Genomic DNA, 15905 nt, shown 5'->3' with positions numbered 1-15905 from the left:
TGGAGGCACAACCCTTCTGCAGCGCGTCATCAATTGATGACGCCGCCCAGTGGACACCTGCTTATCCTGACCGTCATGGACCATCTGAGCCGTCGCCGGCTGCTCTGGCTCGGCGGCGCCGGACTGGCGGCGACCGTCGCGCCGATCGCCTCACCACTGACGAGCTCCGCCGCGCCCGCGCATGAGATTTTGTGTCGGACCGCGTGGGGCGCTGCCGCTGCCCGCCCCGGGGGCAGGGCGCACACACTCGAACGCATGACGGTCCACCACACCGAAGTGGTCCTCGGCGACAACGCGAACGCCCCCGCTCGCCTGCGCCAACACCAGCGCTACCACCAGGCCACTCAAGGGTGGATCGACATCGCCTATCACTTCAGCGTCGACCGCCACGGGAACATCTACCAGCTTCGCAGTCCCGACTTGGTGGGAGACACCGCGACGAGCTACGACCCGACCGGTCACTTCCTCGTCGTCTGTGAGGGAGACTTCGACCAAGAAGAAGTGTCGGAAGAACAGCTGAATGGCACAGCTCTTGTATTAGCTTCGGCCGCACAGCAATTCGGTATCCAAACTGAGACCCTCGCCGGTCACCGTGACTTCAGCCCGAGTACGACTTGTCCTGGCGCCGACCTCTACCGACACATCACCTCCGGGGATCTCCGCTACCGTGTGGAAACGCTGTTGGCAGCCGGCACCGTGGACCTCCCGTTGAGCTGCGGGCCCGAGGGGGCAGAAACCGTCGCCGCCATCGAAGCGGGGCTCCGCTAACTACTACCGCGGACCGTCGACCTCGTAGGTACCGACATCGTCTCGGAAGACCACCTGCACTGTGCGTTTCGCACCGTTGATGGTCACGTCACACGAGAAGCCCTGGCCCACTTCGACCTCCGGGTTCTTCCCGCCGTTGCACTTGACCGCCGAAACATCGTTGGCGCCATAGCCGTTGATCGGATCGCTGAGAATCTGCGTCACACCAGCCTCAGCCTGGCCGACATCGAGAACAGTGCCGCTGCCGAAGAACCCGGTCACCCAGAGCCCGCCCACCAACGCCACCGCCCCGATCACGACGATCGCGACGGCGGCACCGGCCAACATCGGCAGGCGCGACGGTTTGGCGGGTGGCGGCGGCGCAGGGGGCGGTGACGGCGCAGGCTGCTGGCCGTACTGCTGTGGCGACGGCTGCCACCCGGGCTGCTGCGGCGGCGGGTAGTACGGCCGCGGCGGTTGCGGTTGCGGCGGTGGCGGCGGGTAAGGCGGACGCGGCTGCTGCCGAGGCGGGTAAGACGGACGCGGCTGCGACGGTGGCGGATACGCGGGTCTCCCGGGCTGGTGCGCGCCGCCGGGGCGCGCCCACCACGGTTCGCCGCCCTGGCCCTGATCTGGTGGGCGGGTCATGAGAACCGCTCGAAACACTCGTCGAGATCACTGGACAATCCGAGCCGGTAGGCAAGTATCCGGGAGAATCCCGCGGGCGCCGGGACGCCGTTGACGTCGCTGGCGGCCAGGCCGTTGGCCAGCAGCCCCGCGACCGCCTCATCGGTGTCGCCCGGCGACAAGATGAAATCGGCGCCGTCGCCTTCGGTCATCTGCCCTTGCGCCACCCCGGTCAGACACGCCGTGCGCAGTGCCGCCACCGGTGTGTCGATCTTCACGCCGCGCTCTTTCTGCACCGCCAGCGCGTAGCGGGACGTCACTATCGACAACGCCGTGTTATCACCTTGAACCAGAACCTCATCGTCTTCCTCGTTGCGGGGTGCGCCTGCCGCTTCCAGAGCGGGCATGTCGACGAAGATCTTGTTGGACTCGGGGCAATACGCCGTCGGTTCGGTGACCGTGGCCCCGGTGCATTCGGACCGGTCGCTGGTCAGCGTCGGAGGCTCGGACGGCTGGAAGGTCGTGCCGAGCACCTCCATCAACTGCGAGAGGGTGTCGTCGTTGATGGGACTGTCCAGTGACTGGGTATCGGATCCGAAGGTCACGTGTTCGGGCAGATCGCCCTGCCGCCTGGTGATCTCGTCCATGTCGATTGCGGCGCACTGATCGGCGCCTCCTGTGAAGCCCAGTTGAAAGGCGCTGACCCGGTCGAGGGCAGAACCGTGTGGATCGTCCGAGGGGCCACCCTCCAAACGGTCGCGGATGTAGATCACCCCGGCGAGCACATGGTTGAGACCGTCGCCGGTGCTCAATGTGAATCGCGATGAATCTCCGGCGGCCACCCAATGCAGGTACACGCCGGCAAAGCAGTCAGCCTGCTGTTCTCTGACCAGACCGGGAGTGTCCAGGTCGGCAATCCCGGCCATCCACTGCAGCGCGTGTCCGTACTCGTGGGCGATCACCCCGACGACGCCCATGTCACCGAAGTACTCCTGCGCGACCGGCAAAAAGACTCCGCGGTCCCAGATCATCGTGTTGAGCCGAAAGCAGAACGCAGCATTGGGGCTCTGGTACATGTCCGACCCGCACAATTCCGGACTCATCGGATCTTCCGAGTCGTAGGACGCGAGGGTGTCCACCGGCTCGAACTCGCCGGGAAGATAATTCGCGTAATTCTTCGCCCAGAATTCCTGAATATCGTTGACCGACAACAGCGCCAAGCGATCCATCGGGCCGTCGTCGGTGTACTCGACGGTGCCCTCGGGCGGCGGCGCATTCGGTCGGGGACCGCTCGGCCCCTCGGTGACGGGCAGGCCGCCGACCCGGTCGGGGTTGAAGAGCATGGACGTCGCGCGACCGTTGACCACGGTCGGTGTGCACGCCGTCAGCAGCAACGCCGCACACGCGATCGTCAGCGCGAACCGAGCCTTCACTTGCCTTTACCCCTTGTCAGTGCCGAACCGTTTGCCCAACTTTGCCGCTTCCACCGGGCTTCAGCAGGAAGATTAGGCGATTTACCCCGGCGTCGGCAGGACTGCATGGCCCGAACACCGGGCGCAGGCCCTACGCGCGACGGATACTGCTGGTGAGGAGGTGGGACCGAGTTGGCTTCAGGTAACTCACGGGTGGGCCAGATGTTCGGCCATTACCGACTCACCGGACTGCTGGGCCGTGGCGGTATGGGCGAGGTGTACCGGGCGGAGGACACCAATAAGGGCCGCACGGTCGCGCTGAAGATCCTCGCGGAGCAGTTCTGGCAGGACGAGAAGTTCCGGACCCGTTTCCAGCGTGAATCGCGGGCGGCCGCCGTTCTTCAAGAACCACACGTGATTCCGATCCACGACTGGGGCGAGATCGACGGGCACCCGTACATCGACATGCGACTCGTCGATGGACAGACGTTGGAGGACTTGCTGATCGCCGGGCCGCTGCGCCCCGCGCGGGCGTCGTTCATCATCGGCGGGGTCGCCGCCGCGCTGGATGCGGCCCATGCCGCAGGCCTGGTGCATCGGGACGTCAAGCCCCAGAACATCATCGTCACACCTTCGGATTTCCCCTACCTCGTCGACTTCGGCATCGCCTCGGCCAAGGGTGAGAGCGGTCTGACGATGACCGGAATGCACATCGGCACCTTCGCCTATATGGCTCCGGAACGATTCCGCGACCGAGAAGCGACTCCAGCGGTCGACGTCTACGCGCTCGCGTGCGTTCTGTACGAATGCCTCACCGGCGAAGCTCCGTTCCCATCGGGAAGCATCGAGCAGATCACCACGGCGCATCTGTTCATGCCGCCACCGCGGCCCAGCCTCGTCAACGGGGCCCTGTCAACGGCGTTCGACGACGTCATCGCCCGCGGCATGGCGAAAGAGCCCGATGACCGCTACGGAAGCTGTGGGGCGTTGGGCCGAGCGGCACAGCGCGCGCAGGAATCCGACACCGTCGTCGGGATGACCCCGGGTCCGACGGTGCAGGCGCCAGCCCAACACGCCCAGCATTACGCCCCGAACTACGGGGGACCCGCTGCGGGGTTCAGTAATCCGACGACGCAGCGACCGACTGACGTCGTGCCACCTCAGCCGCCGTACCGCGTACCACCGCCCACAACAGCACCGCCGACGGCGCCGGCCGCTCCGTCGCGCAAGTGGCTGATGCCGGTCGTCATCGCGGCCGTCGCGGCGGTGGTGTTGGGCGGCATCGGGATCGCGATCGGAATGGTCACCAGCGAGGAGCAGCCAGTCGCCGAGTCGCCCGATCTCCCCGATCCGCCGGTGCGGCGACCCGGTACGGATACGGATTCGAAAGGGCCAGGCCCTAGCCCGGGTCCCACCGAGAATCCGCTGTCGGTGGGGTCGCCACCGCCGCCACCGCTGGTCGGCAGGGACACCAGCGCCAATCCGACAAGCTGCACGGGGGACTTCTCACTCCCGGGCCGCAACGACGTCGGTACGCATGCGCGCAGGGGTTCAGCCGACACGTCGTGCCTTTTCACCGAGAGTGTTCTGCGCGCGTACTGGTCGACATTCAGCGACGCCAGCCGTGATCGCCGCCAGGTGCTGGCCCCCGGAGCCGTCGATTGTCGCAGCGTGCTCGGCGACGGAACCGGTTGTAATGGGCCGAATTTCGTAATGGAGTGCGTCGCACGCCCCGGCGACGCGTTCATCACCTGCACCGGCGGCCGCGACGCCGTCGTTTACCTGTACTAGCAGTTGCCGACCGGGAGCAGGTCGGTGCGCTCCTGGAGCCACGTCGCGATTCGCGTCAAAGCCTGTGTGCCGTCGTCGAATGCACCGGAATTCGGCTCCAACGCCACTGCGACGACCGCCAGCCCGTCGTTCACCGGGATCACTCCGAACTGGCGGACGAGGTAGTTGCCTTCTGGCGACGGGCCCCAGCCGCCTTTGAATTTCGCGCCAGGAATCTGGCCGAGACCCCAAAGCTGATCGGGCGCAATCTGTCCCATCAGATCCATGATCGGCTGGTCCCCGTTGTTGCACGCCGCCGAGGAGAGAAAGGTCGCCTGGTCGGTGAGGGACCATATCGTCTGCCCGAACGCGGTGAACTCCGGCCTGACCTTTTGCGATTCGACGGTGGTCGGTGCGCCGGCCTCGGAGAGCACTGCTTCGACTTTCGCCGCCGCGGTGGCCGGGTCGCCCAGGCTCGCCCAAATCGATTCGGCCGCATCGTTATCCGATTGCGTGATGGCGGCGCGCATCGCCTCGGTGACCTCGGGCGGGTCGGTCTCGCGGAGCCTGGCGATCGCCAGCGGCACCTTGATGGTCGACCACGCGGTTCCGGTGCTCCACTCGCCCGCCGTCACCGGTTCGGGCCCGGCACCGACGGGGCGCACGACAATGCCCACTTGCGCGTTCAGTTCGGCGGCAAGTGCAGCGAACTCGGTGGCGAACGCTCCGCTGTCGGCGGGTGCGGGTGTGAGTGTTGCCGTCAGCGGAGGTGATGCCGATGGCTGTGGCGCCACCGCGCTGCTCTCGGTGGACGTCGGCGCCGACCCGATGTCGCGGCCGATGACGTAGCCGCCGCCGACGATTCCGACGGCCGCAAGGACGCAGATAATCACAACCAACACACGAGATCGGCGGGGGCGATTCCCTTTCGAGCGGGCGTGTCTGGAACCCGGGGTCGGTCGGCTGTTGGTCGTCGTGGCCATCTCCCCCAGTATCGCGGCTGTTAGAGCGGAGTTCGCGCAGCAAGGCGGCACCTGTGGATAACAATGTCATCACTGCGGTGCCGCCGGTCAGATTTTCAGAGGGTGCGGATCACTTCGCCGCGCCGTTGATCGTCGGGGTGAGAATCATGCCCTTCTCGACACCCCACATGGTCGCGATGGTCTTGTACTCGCCGGTCTGAATCAGGTGTTCGAGTGCCTTCAGCAGCGATTGCGCCAGCCCTGAACCCTTGGGCACGGGCCACCCGTAGGGTGCCGAGTCGAACACCTCGCCCGCCGTTTCCAGCTCGCCGCCCGACGTCTTGATCGCGAACAACGTCACCGGTGAATCCGCCGACATTGCCTCGACTTCTCCGTTGATCAGCGCCGCGGTCAGATCGTCCTGGCTGACGAACACCTTCTTGTCGATCGGTGGCTGCCCGGCAGCGACGCACGCGTCGCTCTTGGCCGGAATCTCTTCGGCCTCTTGCAAAGACGGGTATGCGACACCGACGGACAACCCGCACGCACTGTTCGGATCCACTCCCGCGCCTGGTCGTTGCGCCCACAGCGTGCCCGCCTCGAAGTAGGTGACGAAGTCGGCCGACTCCTCACGCTCCTTGGTGTCGGTGAACGACGACATCCCGACGTTGAAGTCGCCGCCGCGCACCGAGGGAATGATCGCCTCGAATGCCGTCTCCCGATACTCGGGCACCAGACCCAGCGTTCGGGTGATTGCATTCATCAGGTCGACGTCGAAGCCGACGATCGTCCCGCTGGCATCCTTGAATTCGTTTGGGGCATAGGGCACATTCACCCCGATGATCAGCCGACCCGTCGACCTGATGTCTTCTGGCACCGTGGCTGCGATCGCCGCCACCGCGCCCGGCCGCGGCTCCGGAGTCATCGTCGACGAAGTCTCCGCCACTCTCGCGGGTTCGGCGCCGCCGGACCCGCCCCGCCACTGCCAGACCCCGAGGCCCCCGGCGACCACCACCAAAGCCACCGCGACGGCAACGACGATCAGGCGCCCGGACACACGCCGACCGGTCGGGGCCGACCGTCGCGCCGAATGCCGCCCGCTGCCTGCCATTCGCACCGGCGCATTCAACGCACGGCGTGCGGCAGCGGCCAATTCGGCGGCCGTCTGATACCGCTTCCCCGGCGACTTGGCCATGCCCTTGGCGATGACCGCGTCGAACGCCGCCAACTTCGGATCTATCGCCGACGGGCGCGGTATCGGCTGGGTCATGTGCCCGGCGATCTGCTGCTCGAGACTCTTCGCCGGATAGGGCCGGTCACCGGTGAGGCATTCGTAGAGCACGCACGCCAGCGCGTAGATATCCGACGTCGCGTCAACCGGCTTGCCCTCGAACCGCTCGGGCGCCATGTACGCCATCGTGCCCAGCGTGCTGCCCGCCGTCGTCAGCCCCACTTCCCCGGCACTGCGCGCCAGGCCGAAGTCGATCAGATACACGAAGTCGCGGTTGGTGATCAGGATGTTGGACGGTTTGACGTCGCGGTGGATCAGCCCGGCGGCATGCGCGGCGTCCAACGCCGTCGCGACCTGCTCGGCCACCTTGACCGAGAACTCCGTAGCCAGTGCTCCATTCGTCTCGGTGAGCATGGTCCCGAGGTTGCGGCCTTCGATCAGCCGCATATCCAGATAGAGCCGGCCGTCGATCTCACCGAAACTGTGGATCGGCACCACATGTGGATCGTTGAGTCCGGCGGCCGCCTGCGATTCCCGACGGAAACGCGCCTGGAACGTCTCGTCGGCCGCCATATTCGGCGGCAGCACCTTGAGCGCGACTATTCGGTCGGTTTTGGTGTCGTAGGCCCGGTAGACCTCGCCCATTCCGCCTCGACCTATCAGCTCCTGCAGCTGATAGTGCCCGAATGGTGTCGCATCCACCGTCAACTCCTCGGCAGCGGGCCCCCCGCGTCGCGTGTCGATCGAAACTACATCACGTTTGCCAGAAAGTCTTAAATGTGTCGCGGTCAGGCCTACCGTCGAGTGTGTCGGAGAACCCGAAACGAGGCAACGACATGTCACGAGAATCCAACCGCGACGACATCTTCCCGCCGCCTGCACCGCGGCCCAAACCGCAGTCGCACATCTCGTGCGGGTGCAGTTGCGGCACGTGCAAGGGCAACGGTCACTGCCACAACATGGGCAGCGGCTGCAACGTGAGGTAGCGCCTGTCGCTCACAGGCTGGCCGACGGCACCTCCGGTGCGCCGGCTGCTACCGATGCGACCTGCTTGACGGCGCGGACGGTGACCCGCCCGCCGCGCGCCGGCGTCATGATCACGTGCTTGAGCCGCGTCTTCTCGCCAGCCTCGGCGGTGGTGGCGAGGTCGACGCGACGAAGAATCTCGCGCAGCACGATGCGCATCTCCACCATCGCGAAACCTGCACCGAGACAACGCCGATTGCCGCCACCGAACGGGAACCACGTCGTCGGGCTCAGCGTCGCGCCCACCATCCGGTCCGGATCGAATGTGTCCGGATCCGGGTAGACGTTCGGATCGGCGTGCACCGACGTGATGCTGGGGACGACCATCACCCCGGCCGGTAGCCGATATCCCGCGACCTCGACGGGTTCCTTCAGGATCCGACCGACATCCGGCACGACCGGGCGGATCCGCAGCGTCTCCTTGGCGATCGCATCGAGGTACTCGTCGCCGGCGGCATCACCGGCTTCGGCCGCGGCGACCGCCTTCGCCAGGATCGCCGGATGGCGGGTCAACCGCTCCAACGCCCATGCCAACCCGGTGGCGGTGGTGTCGTGGCCGGCGACCAGCAAGGTAATCAGCTGATCGCGCAATTCCTTGTCGCTCATGCCGCCCGCCTGGACCAGCATCGCCAGAGCGTCGGTGCGCTCGGCGATGTCCGGATCGGCGCGGCGTTCGGCGATCTCGGCGTACAACAGCCGGTCGGATTCCTCCATGTTGCGCGCGAGCCGACGCCACGGCAGACGGCTCTGCAGGCTCGGCTTCGCGATGGCCAGCGACTCCCACGCGCCGACTCTCAACAGCCGCGGCATCACGTCACGCAACGCCGCCAGACGTGCCGGGTCGCTGGCCCCGATCACCGTCCGCAGTATCACCTCCAGCGTGATCTCCGAGGTCTTCGGTGCCACCGGGAACGATTCGCCGACCGGCCAGCTCGCGATGTTCTCCGCCGCGATCTCGGCCATCAACTCGGCCTGGCGCGCGACGGCGTCGCGATGGAAAGGAGCCATCATCAACCGGCGGCGCTCACGATGGACGTCGTCGTCGATCACCAGGACCGAGCTGTCGCCCAACAGGCCGCCCAACATCGAATTGGCTTCGCCCGCATGGAAAATCCGCGGGTCACCGGCGAACACCGTCTTGATGGCATCCGGATCGGCCAGGTAGACCATCTCGCCCATCATGGTGTTGCGCAGCGTGAAGATCTTGCCGTGCCGACGCCGGCACGCCGCGACGAACTGCGGCCACCACCGCATCATCAGGACCAGCTGCAGCACCGCGGGCAACTTGGGCCCGGCCGGCAGGCCATTCCGCGCTGTTGGACTCATGCCTAATACGCTACGTGCGGGAGTCAGCTCGGGCAACCTTCAGTTTGCGGGTACCGGTCAGGTCGGGATGGGAACGACGTAAAAAGAGATCGGCGGCTAATGTGTCGGCGAGTCGCGCATCCGCGCGCCGCATCGGAAAGATCCTTGATACATGCGAGTTGACGGGCGGGATATCACCGTCACGGGCAGCCTGCTGCAGCCGTTGACCCGTCGCACCAACGACATCGTCCGAGTGGCCCTGTCCGCGGTGTTCCTGGCTGTCGTCATCACCAGCTCGCTGATCACCCGCAACGAGTGGGTCGCCCTCGAGCGGTCCGTGTCCGAGATCGTCGCGGTCCTGACGCCTACCCAGGCCAACCTGGTCTATCTGATCTACGGCGTCGCGATCCTGGCATTGCCGTTCGTCATCCTGGTCAGCCTCGTCGTCGCCCGCCAGTGGAAACTGCTCGGTGCGTACGCGGCCGCGGCGGCGATCGCCGGTCTGGCGCTGTCGATCACCAACGCAGGCATCGCGGCGCCGAAGTGGCACTTCGACCTCTCGGAGCGGCTCGACACACTGCCCTCCCAATTCGTCGACGACCCGCGCTGGATCGCGATGCTGGCCGCGGTGCTCACCGTCTCGGGGCCCTGGCTGCCCGCGCGGTGGCGGCGCTGGTGGTGGGGGCTGCTGCTGGCGTTCGTGCCGATCCATCTCGTCATCAGCGCCGTGGTTCCCGCGCGCTCCCTGTTCGGCCTCGCCGTCGGCTGGTTCATCGGCGCCTTGGTGGTGCTCGTCGTCGGAACCCCCGGGCTCGACGTGCCCCTGGAGGGGGCAGTGCGCGCGATGGCCCGTCGCGGATGCGTCGTGTCCGAACTCAAGGTGGTGCGGCCATCGGGGGCCGGGCCGCTGATCCTGCAGGCGGTGTGCGAGCACCAGCAGACGACGGCCGTGATGGAGATGTACGGACCCCATCAACGCGGCGGCGGCGTGCTTCTGCAGCTGTGGCGCAAGGTGCGGTTGCGTGACCGCGAGACTGCGCCGCTGCACGCATCCATGCGCCGCGCTGTCGAACACCGGGCGTTGATGGCCATCGCGATCGGTCAACTCAAGATCGCCAACATCTCCACGATCGCCGTCGCCGCGCTCGAACGCAGCTGGACGTTGTACGCCCACACCCCCGAGCGCGGAACGCCGATCGGCGACTGCACGGCGGCCATTCCCGTCAGCCGGGTCTGGGAGTCGTTGCGCGAACTTCACGACTGCCAGATCTCGCACGGAGATCTGCGCGCCAGCGAGATCACCGTCGACGAGGGCGTGTTGTTCGGCGGCTTCGAAAGCGCGGAGTACGGCGCAACGGAGGCGCAGCTGCGGTCCGATATCGCGCAGCTCTTGGTGACGACGACCCATCTGTACGACGCACCGTCAGCGGTGCGGGCTGCCATCGACGTGTTCGGCAAGGACACCGTGCTGTCCGCCTCGCGACGGCTCACGAAAGCGGCTGTGCCGTCACGCATCCGGCAATCCGTGCAGGAACCGAAGGCGATCATCTCCGCCGCGCGCGACGAGGTGAAGAGCCAGACGCGGGTCGATGAGATCCGCACCGAGACCGTCACGCGGTTCACCCGCGGCCAGTTGATCCAGCTCGTGCTGCTGATCGCGCTGGTCTATGTCGCGTATCCGTTCATCAGCTCGGTGCCGACGTTCCTCACCGAATTGCGCACCGCGAACTGGTGGTTCGCGCTTCTCGGGTTGGCGGCGTCGATGCTGACGTATCTGGGCGCCGCGGCGGCGCTGTGGGCCGCGGCCGACGGTGTGGTCAAGCTCTGGGGCCTGATCGTCATGCAGGTGGCCAACAAGTTCGCCGCCACCACGACACCGGCGGGAGTGGGCGGTTTGGCGCTCAGCGCAAGGTATCTGCAAAAGGGCGGTCTCACCCCGATGCGCGCGACCACAGCAGTCGCGCTGCAACAGTCGGTCCAGGTGATCACCCACATTTTGCTGCTGATCTTCTTCAGCACCGCAGCAGGCGTGTCCGCCAACCTTTCTCGGTTCGTTCCCAGCGTCAACGTTCTGTACCTGGTGGCCGGCCTGCTGCTGGGTTTGATCGGCACGTTCCTGCTCGTGCCCAGGCTGCGACGATGGCTGGCGACGTCGGTGCGTCCGCGGCTGCAGGAGGTGATCGGCCACCTCATCGAACTCGGCCGCGAACCCCAGCGCCTGGCGGTGATCGTGCTCGGTTGCGCGGCAACCACTCTCGGCAATGCCTTCGCACTGTGGGCGGCCATCGAGGCGTTCGGCGGCGACACGTCGTTCATCACCGTCACCGTCGTGACGATGATCGGTGGCACCCTCGCTTCGGCGGCGCCGACACCCGGCGGCGTCGGCGCTGTGGAGGCCGCGCTGATCGGTGGCCTCGCGGCTTTCGGGATGGCCGCGGCCGTCGCCGTTCCGTCGGTGCTGCTCTATCGCGTGCTGACGACCTGGTTGCCGGTGTTCGTCGGTTGGCAGGTCATGCGGTGGATGACCCAGAACTCCCGCATCTAATGCGATTTCGGTGCGCTGGCGTTCGGTGAGCGGTCGTTAGCGCACCGAAATCACTACGTCGTGGAACCCAACGACGCTTACAAGCGTCCATTCGTTTGTGCTGAACGACATGCTTCGTGACCAAGACGGAGTCATTACCCTCGCTCAGGCCCGCAGCGTCGGACTCAGCTTGCAGTCCGTCCAGCGCCGAGTGCAGGCCGGCGAGTGGCGGAGGTGCGGCCGCGGGGTTTATTTCGTCGACGACCGTGAGTTCGGCGATCGAGCGCGTATCCGCGCCGCCGTATGGGGCTACGGGGATCGCGCGACTGCCAGCGGACTTGCGGCCGCGTGCTTGCACAAACTGACGCTGTTCGCTCCGGATGTCGTTGACGTGACCATGCCGCGTACCGGGCACGGACGTTGCCATGATGGAACCCGACTGCGCCGGCGCGATCTAGATCCCTCCGACATAATTGTCATTCGCGGGGTACGTGTAACAGCCAGAGTGCTAACAATTCTCGAGACAGCGATCATTCGTCCTGGCGGTGCCGAACTGATGGATAGAGCTCTCCAACGTGATGTTGATCTGCGACAGCTGTGGCGAGCGCATCTCCGTAACAAGGGTCGACACGGCTCACCCGCGGCCCGGCGCTTACTGCAGGCCGCCGATGACGGAGCTAGGTCCGCCGCCGAGCGTCTACTCGTGAAACTCTTACGTGAAGCGGGTATTACTGGCTGGCGGACGAACTACCCGGTTGCGGGCTACAAGGTCGATGTCGGATTTCTCGCGGCCCGGGTCGCTGTGGAGACGGACGGCTGGGCGTTTCACTCGGATGCGAAGGCGTTTCAGATCGACCGGAAGCGGCAGAACGCCATCGCTCTGGCGGGTTGGCAGATCTTGAGGTTCACCTGGCTGGACTTGACCGAGCATCCGCAGCGCGTGCTCGCCACGATTCGACATGCGATCTCGGTGCGCTGACGTTCGGTGAGCGGTCGTTAGCGCACCGAAATCACTACAGAAGGCAGACGTCCGGCGTCTCCCGACAGTCGGACCATTCGCAAACACGAGGTCCATACTGAGCCGATGGCTGAACTCAACGTGTTGGGCGGCCCGCTGGAGCCGTGTGGCACCGACCCGATGACGGGCTTCTTCCGCGACGGCTGCTGCTCGACCGGACCTCAGGACATCGGCAGGCACACCATCTGCGCGGTCGTGACCGCCGAGTTCCTCGAGCATCAACGCTCGATCGGCAACGATCTGTCGACGCCGATGCCGCAGTACCGTTTTCCCGGTTTGGAGCCCGGCGACCGCTGGTGCGTCACCGCGGTGAACTGGCAGAGGGCATATCAGGACGGCTGCGCGGCACCCGTTGTGCTGGCCTGCACCCACGCGCGCACCCTCGAAATAGTGCCGATCGAAGCGCTGCGCGAGAACGCCGTCGACGTACCCGACGACCTGGGCAACCTTTAACGCAATACCCGTCAGCACGTCATCGATCGGGCATAGCGTGTCCGCTATGACAGATCAGGTACCCGCGGTCGCCGCAGGGCATCCGCCGGAGAAGCTTCTGAAAGCCGTCAATCCGATGTTGCGCTTCCTGCTGGGCACTCCGCTGGCGGGGCCGCTGCGCCGTCAGCTGATGGTGCTGAACTTCAAGGGACGAAAGTCGGGCCGCCAGTTCTCGATTCCGGTCAGCGCCCATGAGATCGACGGTGCCCTGTACGCCATTGCGGCCGCGGGGTGGAAGCACAACTTCAGCGGTGGCGCCGACGCCGAGGTGCTCCACGACGGGAAGCCGGCGAAGATGCGCGGCGAGCTCATCTCGGACCCGGCCGTCGTCGCTGACCTCGCGCACCGGTGCGCCCAGAACTACGGCGTCAAGAAGGCGCAGACGATGATGGGGCTGAAGTTCCGCGACGACCGGATCCCGACCGTAGACGAGTTCGCCGAGGCGTTCGCCCGCGAGAAGATCATCGCGGTCAAGTTCACCCCGCGCTGACGGGCATCAAGAATCTTCCAAGGCGTCCGGCGCACCATTCCACACTGGAAAGGAACGCCCATGTCAGAGATCTTGAGTCGAGCCGCGGTCTTCGCGGCGACAGCTGTCGTGCTGGTCGGATGCTCGTCGTCAACGGAACCCGCCGCGCACCGCGGCACGCCCACGCCGGCGTCGACCCAGTCCGCAACACCCTCCGCAGAGATGGTGGCTCACAGCAATGAGGCGCCGATCCAGGACGTGCCCTGGTCGGAGGTGGGCCCCGGCTGGATGCTCGCGATGTGGAACGAAGCCACACCCTCGAATTCCGGCGACGAGTTCGAGCCTGGCGAGCCGACGCCCTACAACGCGGCGACGACGTTGTACCTCGTCAACCCCGAGGGCGGCCGATACGCCATCACGACGTTCGAAGCCCCCGGCGAGAATGGCTCGCTGCCCTCATTGGTCGACTGGTCGGGCGACGGGACTCGGGCGCTTTTCACTCGGCGCGGCGACGACTTGACCGTGATCGAGGTCGATCTGCGCCGCGGCGAGCGGACCTCGTTCCCTGTCAAAGACGGCTTCTCCGTCTCCCCCCGTTACTCGAAACCCGAAGGCAAGGCGGTGCTCCTGCTGAAGTCCAACGACGTCGACAGCGGGGCATCGCTGACACGCGTAGACCTCACCGGCAAGCAGCAGCTGACGTACCCGGTGGACAAGCTCGGGGGCGAGTTCAACGCTGAGCTTCTCTCCACGCCCGACGGCACTCGACTGGTGCTGGGCACCGACGCCGGTCTTTCGTTGATGGGCAACGACGGAACGCCGGGCGCGGGGCTGCCGGTTCCAGATGCCGCCAGCTGCTCTCCGCTGCGGTGGTGGGACACCGATGTCGCGCTGGCGCGTTGCAACGGAACGGATTTCAGCTACTCGCGGCTGTGGCTCGTGCCCCTCGACGGTGGGTCGCCGACCCCGCTGACTTTCAAGAACGATGGCACGCAGGGACAAGACCTCGCCGACCTCAACGCCTGGCGGCTGCCGGAAGGCACCTTCGTGCAGGCGGCGGGCGGGTGCGGGTTCGTGTACCTCGCCAAGCTCAACGAGGCCGACGGAACGACCACGCCGGTGTCCGTACCGGACATCGACGACCAACGCAGCGTCCGAGTGCTCGGCGTCGCCGACGGTCAGCTCCAGCTGCAGGCCTCACTGTCGTGCGGCACCGGCGAGTCGCTCCTCGGCTACGACCCGGCGTTGGGTACCTCGACGGTCCTGCTCGGCGGTGACGTCAAGGGCGGCGGCGTCGTCGACGCGGTCACCTACCCCGATTCGCAGTAGCGCACCGGCAGGCACCAAATGGCCTGGTCACCATTTACTTCGCGCTCAAAATCTGCGACTGTGTCAATTTCAGGGGTCACAGCTAAGGGGTAATGCCATGCGCACTCGAATTCTGCCGGTGTTGGCAGCTGGGTTGATCGTGGTCGGGTGCAGTAGTACCCCCGCGGAGGAGGCCGAGGCGCCTGAGACTTCGGCGGCCGCGGAGAGCTCGGTGAAGGGCAAAGTCGACGCGGAGAACGGTGCGCCAGAGGCTCCCGCCGACGGCCCCGGCGGGACGATGATCGTCACCTACGAAGACGCCGATACCCCAGAAGCGTTGAACGGCCGCCAGATCCAGCAGGACAATCGCATGCTCGAAGACCTCGCCGACGACATCAACCAGACGCTCGTGCTGCCCAACGACATCACGCTGCGCGGGGCGCAATGCGGTGTGCCGAACGCATATTGGAGCGAAGCCGATAACGCCATCACCATGTGCTACGAGGACACCGACTGGTCCATGGGCGTTTTCACAAAGGCGGGTGACGCCGATCCCCTCCAGTCAGCGCTTGGCTCCGAGTACACGACCTTCTATCACGAGACCGGCCACATGGCGATCAGCATCTATGACCTGCCGGTCACCGGACGCGAGGAGGACGTCGCCGATCAGGCCGCCGCCTACTTACTTCTGACGCCCGGCGAGGACGGCACGGTCGATCCGGAGTCGGTGCAGTCCGTAAAGGACTTCGCGCGCGCCTTCGCCGCACTCGCAGAAGTACAGACCGAGTTCACCGCGGAAGACATGGCCGACGAACACTCACTGAACCTGCAGCGTGTGTACAACATGGATTGCTGGATCTATGGGTCGAATCCGGACGCCAACGGCGATATGGTCGCCAACGGTCAGCTGCCCGAGGACCGCGCGGCGGGCTGCCCGGCGGAGTGGCAGCAGCTCGACGAAGCCTGGTCGACGTTGCTCGAGCCGCACTGGAAGTAAGCCGTTGCGTCGGCATC

General features: G+C 66.0%; 13 protein-coding genes. 8 read left to right on the top strand and 5 right to left on the bottom strand.

Annotation, left to right across the window (positions count from 1 at the left end; translation table 11 throughout):
* Positions 1-75 precede the first annotated feature (75 nt).
* Positions 76-768 (top strand): peptidoglycan recognition protein family protein, encoded by a 693-nt coding sequence (locus CSQ99_RS15425; protein ID WP_099039948.1) that lies wholly within the window; start codon positions 76-78, stop codon positions 766-768.
* Positions 769-771: 3 nt separating this feature from the next.
* On the opposite strand, the gene CSQ99_RS31370 is transcribed toward CSQ99_RS15425, so the two are convergent.
* On the bottom strand, positions 772-1395 hold the full coding sequence (locus CSQ99_RS31370) for a DUF4333 domain-containing protein (protein WP_245908924.1): 624 nt from the start codon (positions 1393-1395) through the stop codon (positions 772-774).
* A complete protein-coding gene (locus CSQ99_RS15410) occupies positions 1392-2807 on the bottom strand; it encodes a neutral zinc metallopeptidase (RefSeq protein ID WP_099039911.1) in 1416 nt (471 codons plus the stop codon). The genes CSQ99_RS31370 and CSQ99_RS15410 overlap by 4 nt, the downstream gene beginning before the upstream one ends.
* A 201-nt stretch (positions 2808-3008) precedes the next feature.
* On the opposite strand from CSQ99_RS15410, the gene CSQ99_RS15405 reads away from it, so the two are divergent.
* Positions 3009-4577 carry a serine/threonine-protein kinase gene (locus CSQ99_RS15405; RefSeq protein WP_245908926.1) on the top strand — a complete coding sequence of 523 codons (1569 nt, stop codon included), beginning with the start codon at positions 3009-3011 and terminating at the stop codon, positions 4575-4577.
* Here the strand turns inward: CSQ99_RS15405 and CSQ99_RS15400 are convergent.
* The 3 genes from CSQ99_RS15400 to CSQ99_RS15390 all read right to left on the bottom strand — a co-directional run bounded on the left by CSQ99_RS15400 (position 4574) and on the right by CSQ99_RS15390 (position 9101).
* Positions 4574-5458: a serine hydrolase gene (locus CSQ99_RS15400; protein WP_245908923.1), complete on the bottom strand. Its 885-nt coding sequence runs from the start codon at positions 5456-5458 to the stop codon at positions 4574-4576. The genes CSQ99_RS15405 and CSQ99_RS15400 overlap by 4 nt on opposite strands.
* Before the next feature lie 190 nt (positions 5459-5648).
* Positions 5649-7451 (bottom strand): serine/threonine protein kinase StpK7, encoded by a 1803-nt coding sequence (stpK7, locus tag CSQ99_RS15395; RefSeq protein ID WP_099039946.1) that lies wholly within the window; start codon positions 7449-7451, stop codon positions 5649-5651.
* Between the two features lie 294 nt (positions 7452-7745).
* Positions 7746-9101 (bottom strand): cytochrome P450, encoded by a 1356-nt coding sequence (locus CSQ99_RS15390; RefSeq protein WP_099039909.1) that lies wholly within the window; start codon positions 9099-9101, stop codon positions 7746-7748.
* Between the two features lie 151 nt (positions 9102-9252).
* On the opposite strand from CSQ99_RS15390, the gene CSQ99_RS15385 reads away from it, so the two are divergent.
* The 6 genes from CSQ99_RS15385 (at position 9253) to CSQ99_RS15360 (ending at position 15888) form a co-directional block, all read left to right on the top strand.
* Positions 9253-11625 carry a lysylphosphatidylglycerol synthase transmembrane domain-containing protein gene (locus CSQ99_RS15385; protein ID WP_099039908.1) on the top strand — a complete coding sequence of 791 codons (2373 nt, stop codon included), beginning with the start codon at positions 9253-9255 and terminating at the stop codon, positions 11623-11625.
* 97 nt (positions 11626-11722) lie between these two features.
* A complete protein-coding gene (locus tag CSQ99_RS15380) occupies positions 11723-12583 on the top strand; it encodes a type IV toxin-antitoxin system AbiEi family antitoxin domain-containing protein (protein WP_099039907.1) in 861 nt (286 codons plus the stop codon).
* Between the two features lie 105 nt (positions 12584-12688).
* The gene (locus CSQ99_RS15375) at positions 12689-13075 is read left to right on the top strand and encodes a DUF2237 family protein (protein WP_099039906.1); all 387 of its coding nucleotides are present in this window, start codon (positions 12689-12691) and stop codon (positions 13073-13075) included.
* 46 nt (positions 13076-13121) lie between these two features.
* The gene (locus CSQ99_RS15370; protein ID WP_099039905.1) at positions 13122-13604 is read left to right on the top strand and encodes a hypothetical protein; all 483 of its coding nucleotides are present in this window, start codon (positions 13122-13124) and stop codon (positions 13602-13604) included.
* A 60-nt stretch (positions 13605-13664) separates the two neighbouring features.
* Positions 13665-14912 carry a hypothetical protein gene (locus CSQ99_RS15365; RefSeq protein ID WP_099039904.1) on the top strand — a complete coding sequence of 416 codons (1248 nt, stop codon included), beginning with the start codon at positions 13665-13667 and terminating at the stop codon, positions 14910-14912.
* Between the two features lie 97 nt (positions 14913-15009).
* Positions 15010-15888, top strand: a complete 879-nt coding sequence (locus tag CSQ99_RS15360) for a DUF4344 domain-containing metallopeptidase (protein WP_099039903.1) — start codon at positions 15010-15012, stop codon at positions 15886-15888.
* The last annotated feature ends 17 nt before the right edge of the window (positions 15889-15905 follow it).

Origin of the sequence: Mycobacterium neglectum, from assembly GCF_002591975.1 — a bacterium.
Taxonomy (GTDB): Bacteria; Actinomycetota; Actinomycetes; order Mycobacteriales; family Mycobacteriaceae; genus Mycobacterium; species Mycobacterium neglectum.
The sequence above is the reverse complement of the archived record's forward strand: the minus strand, read 5'-3'. Positions and strand labels throughout refer to the sequence as shown.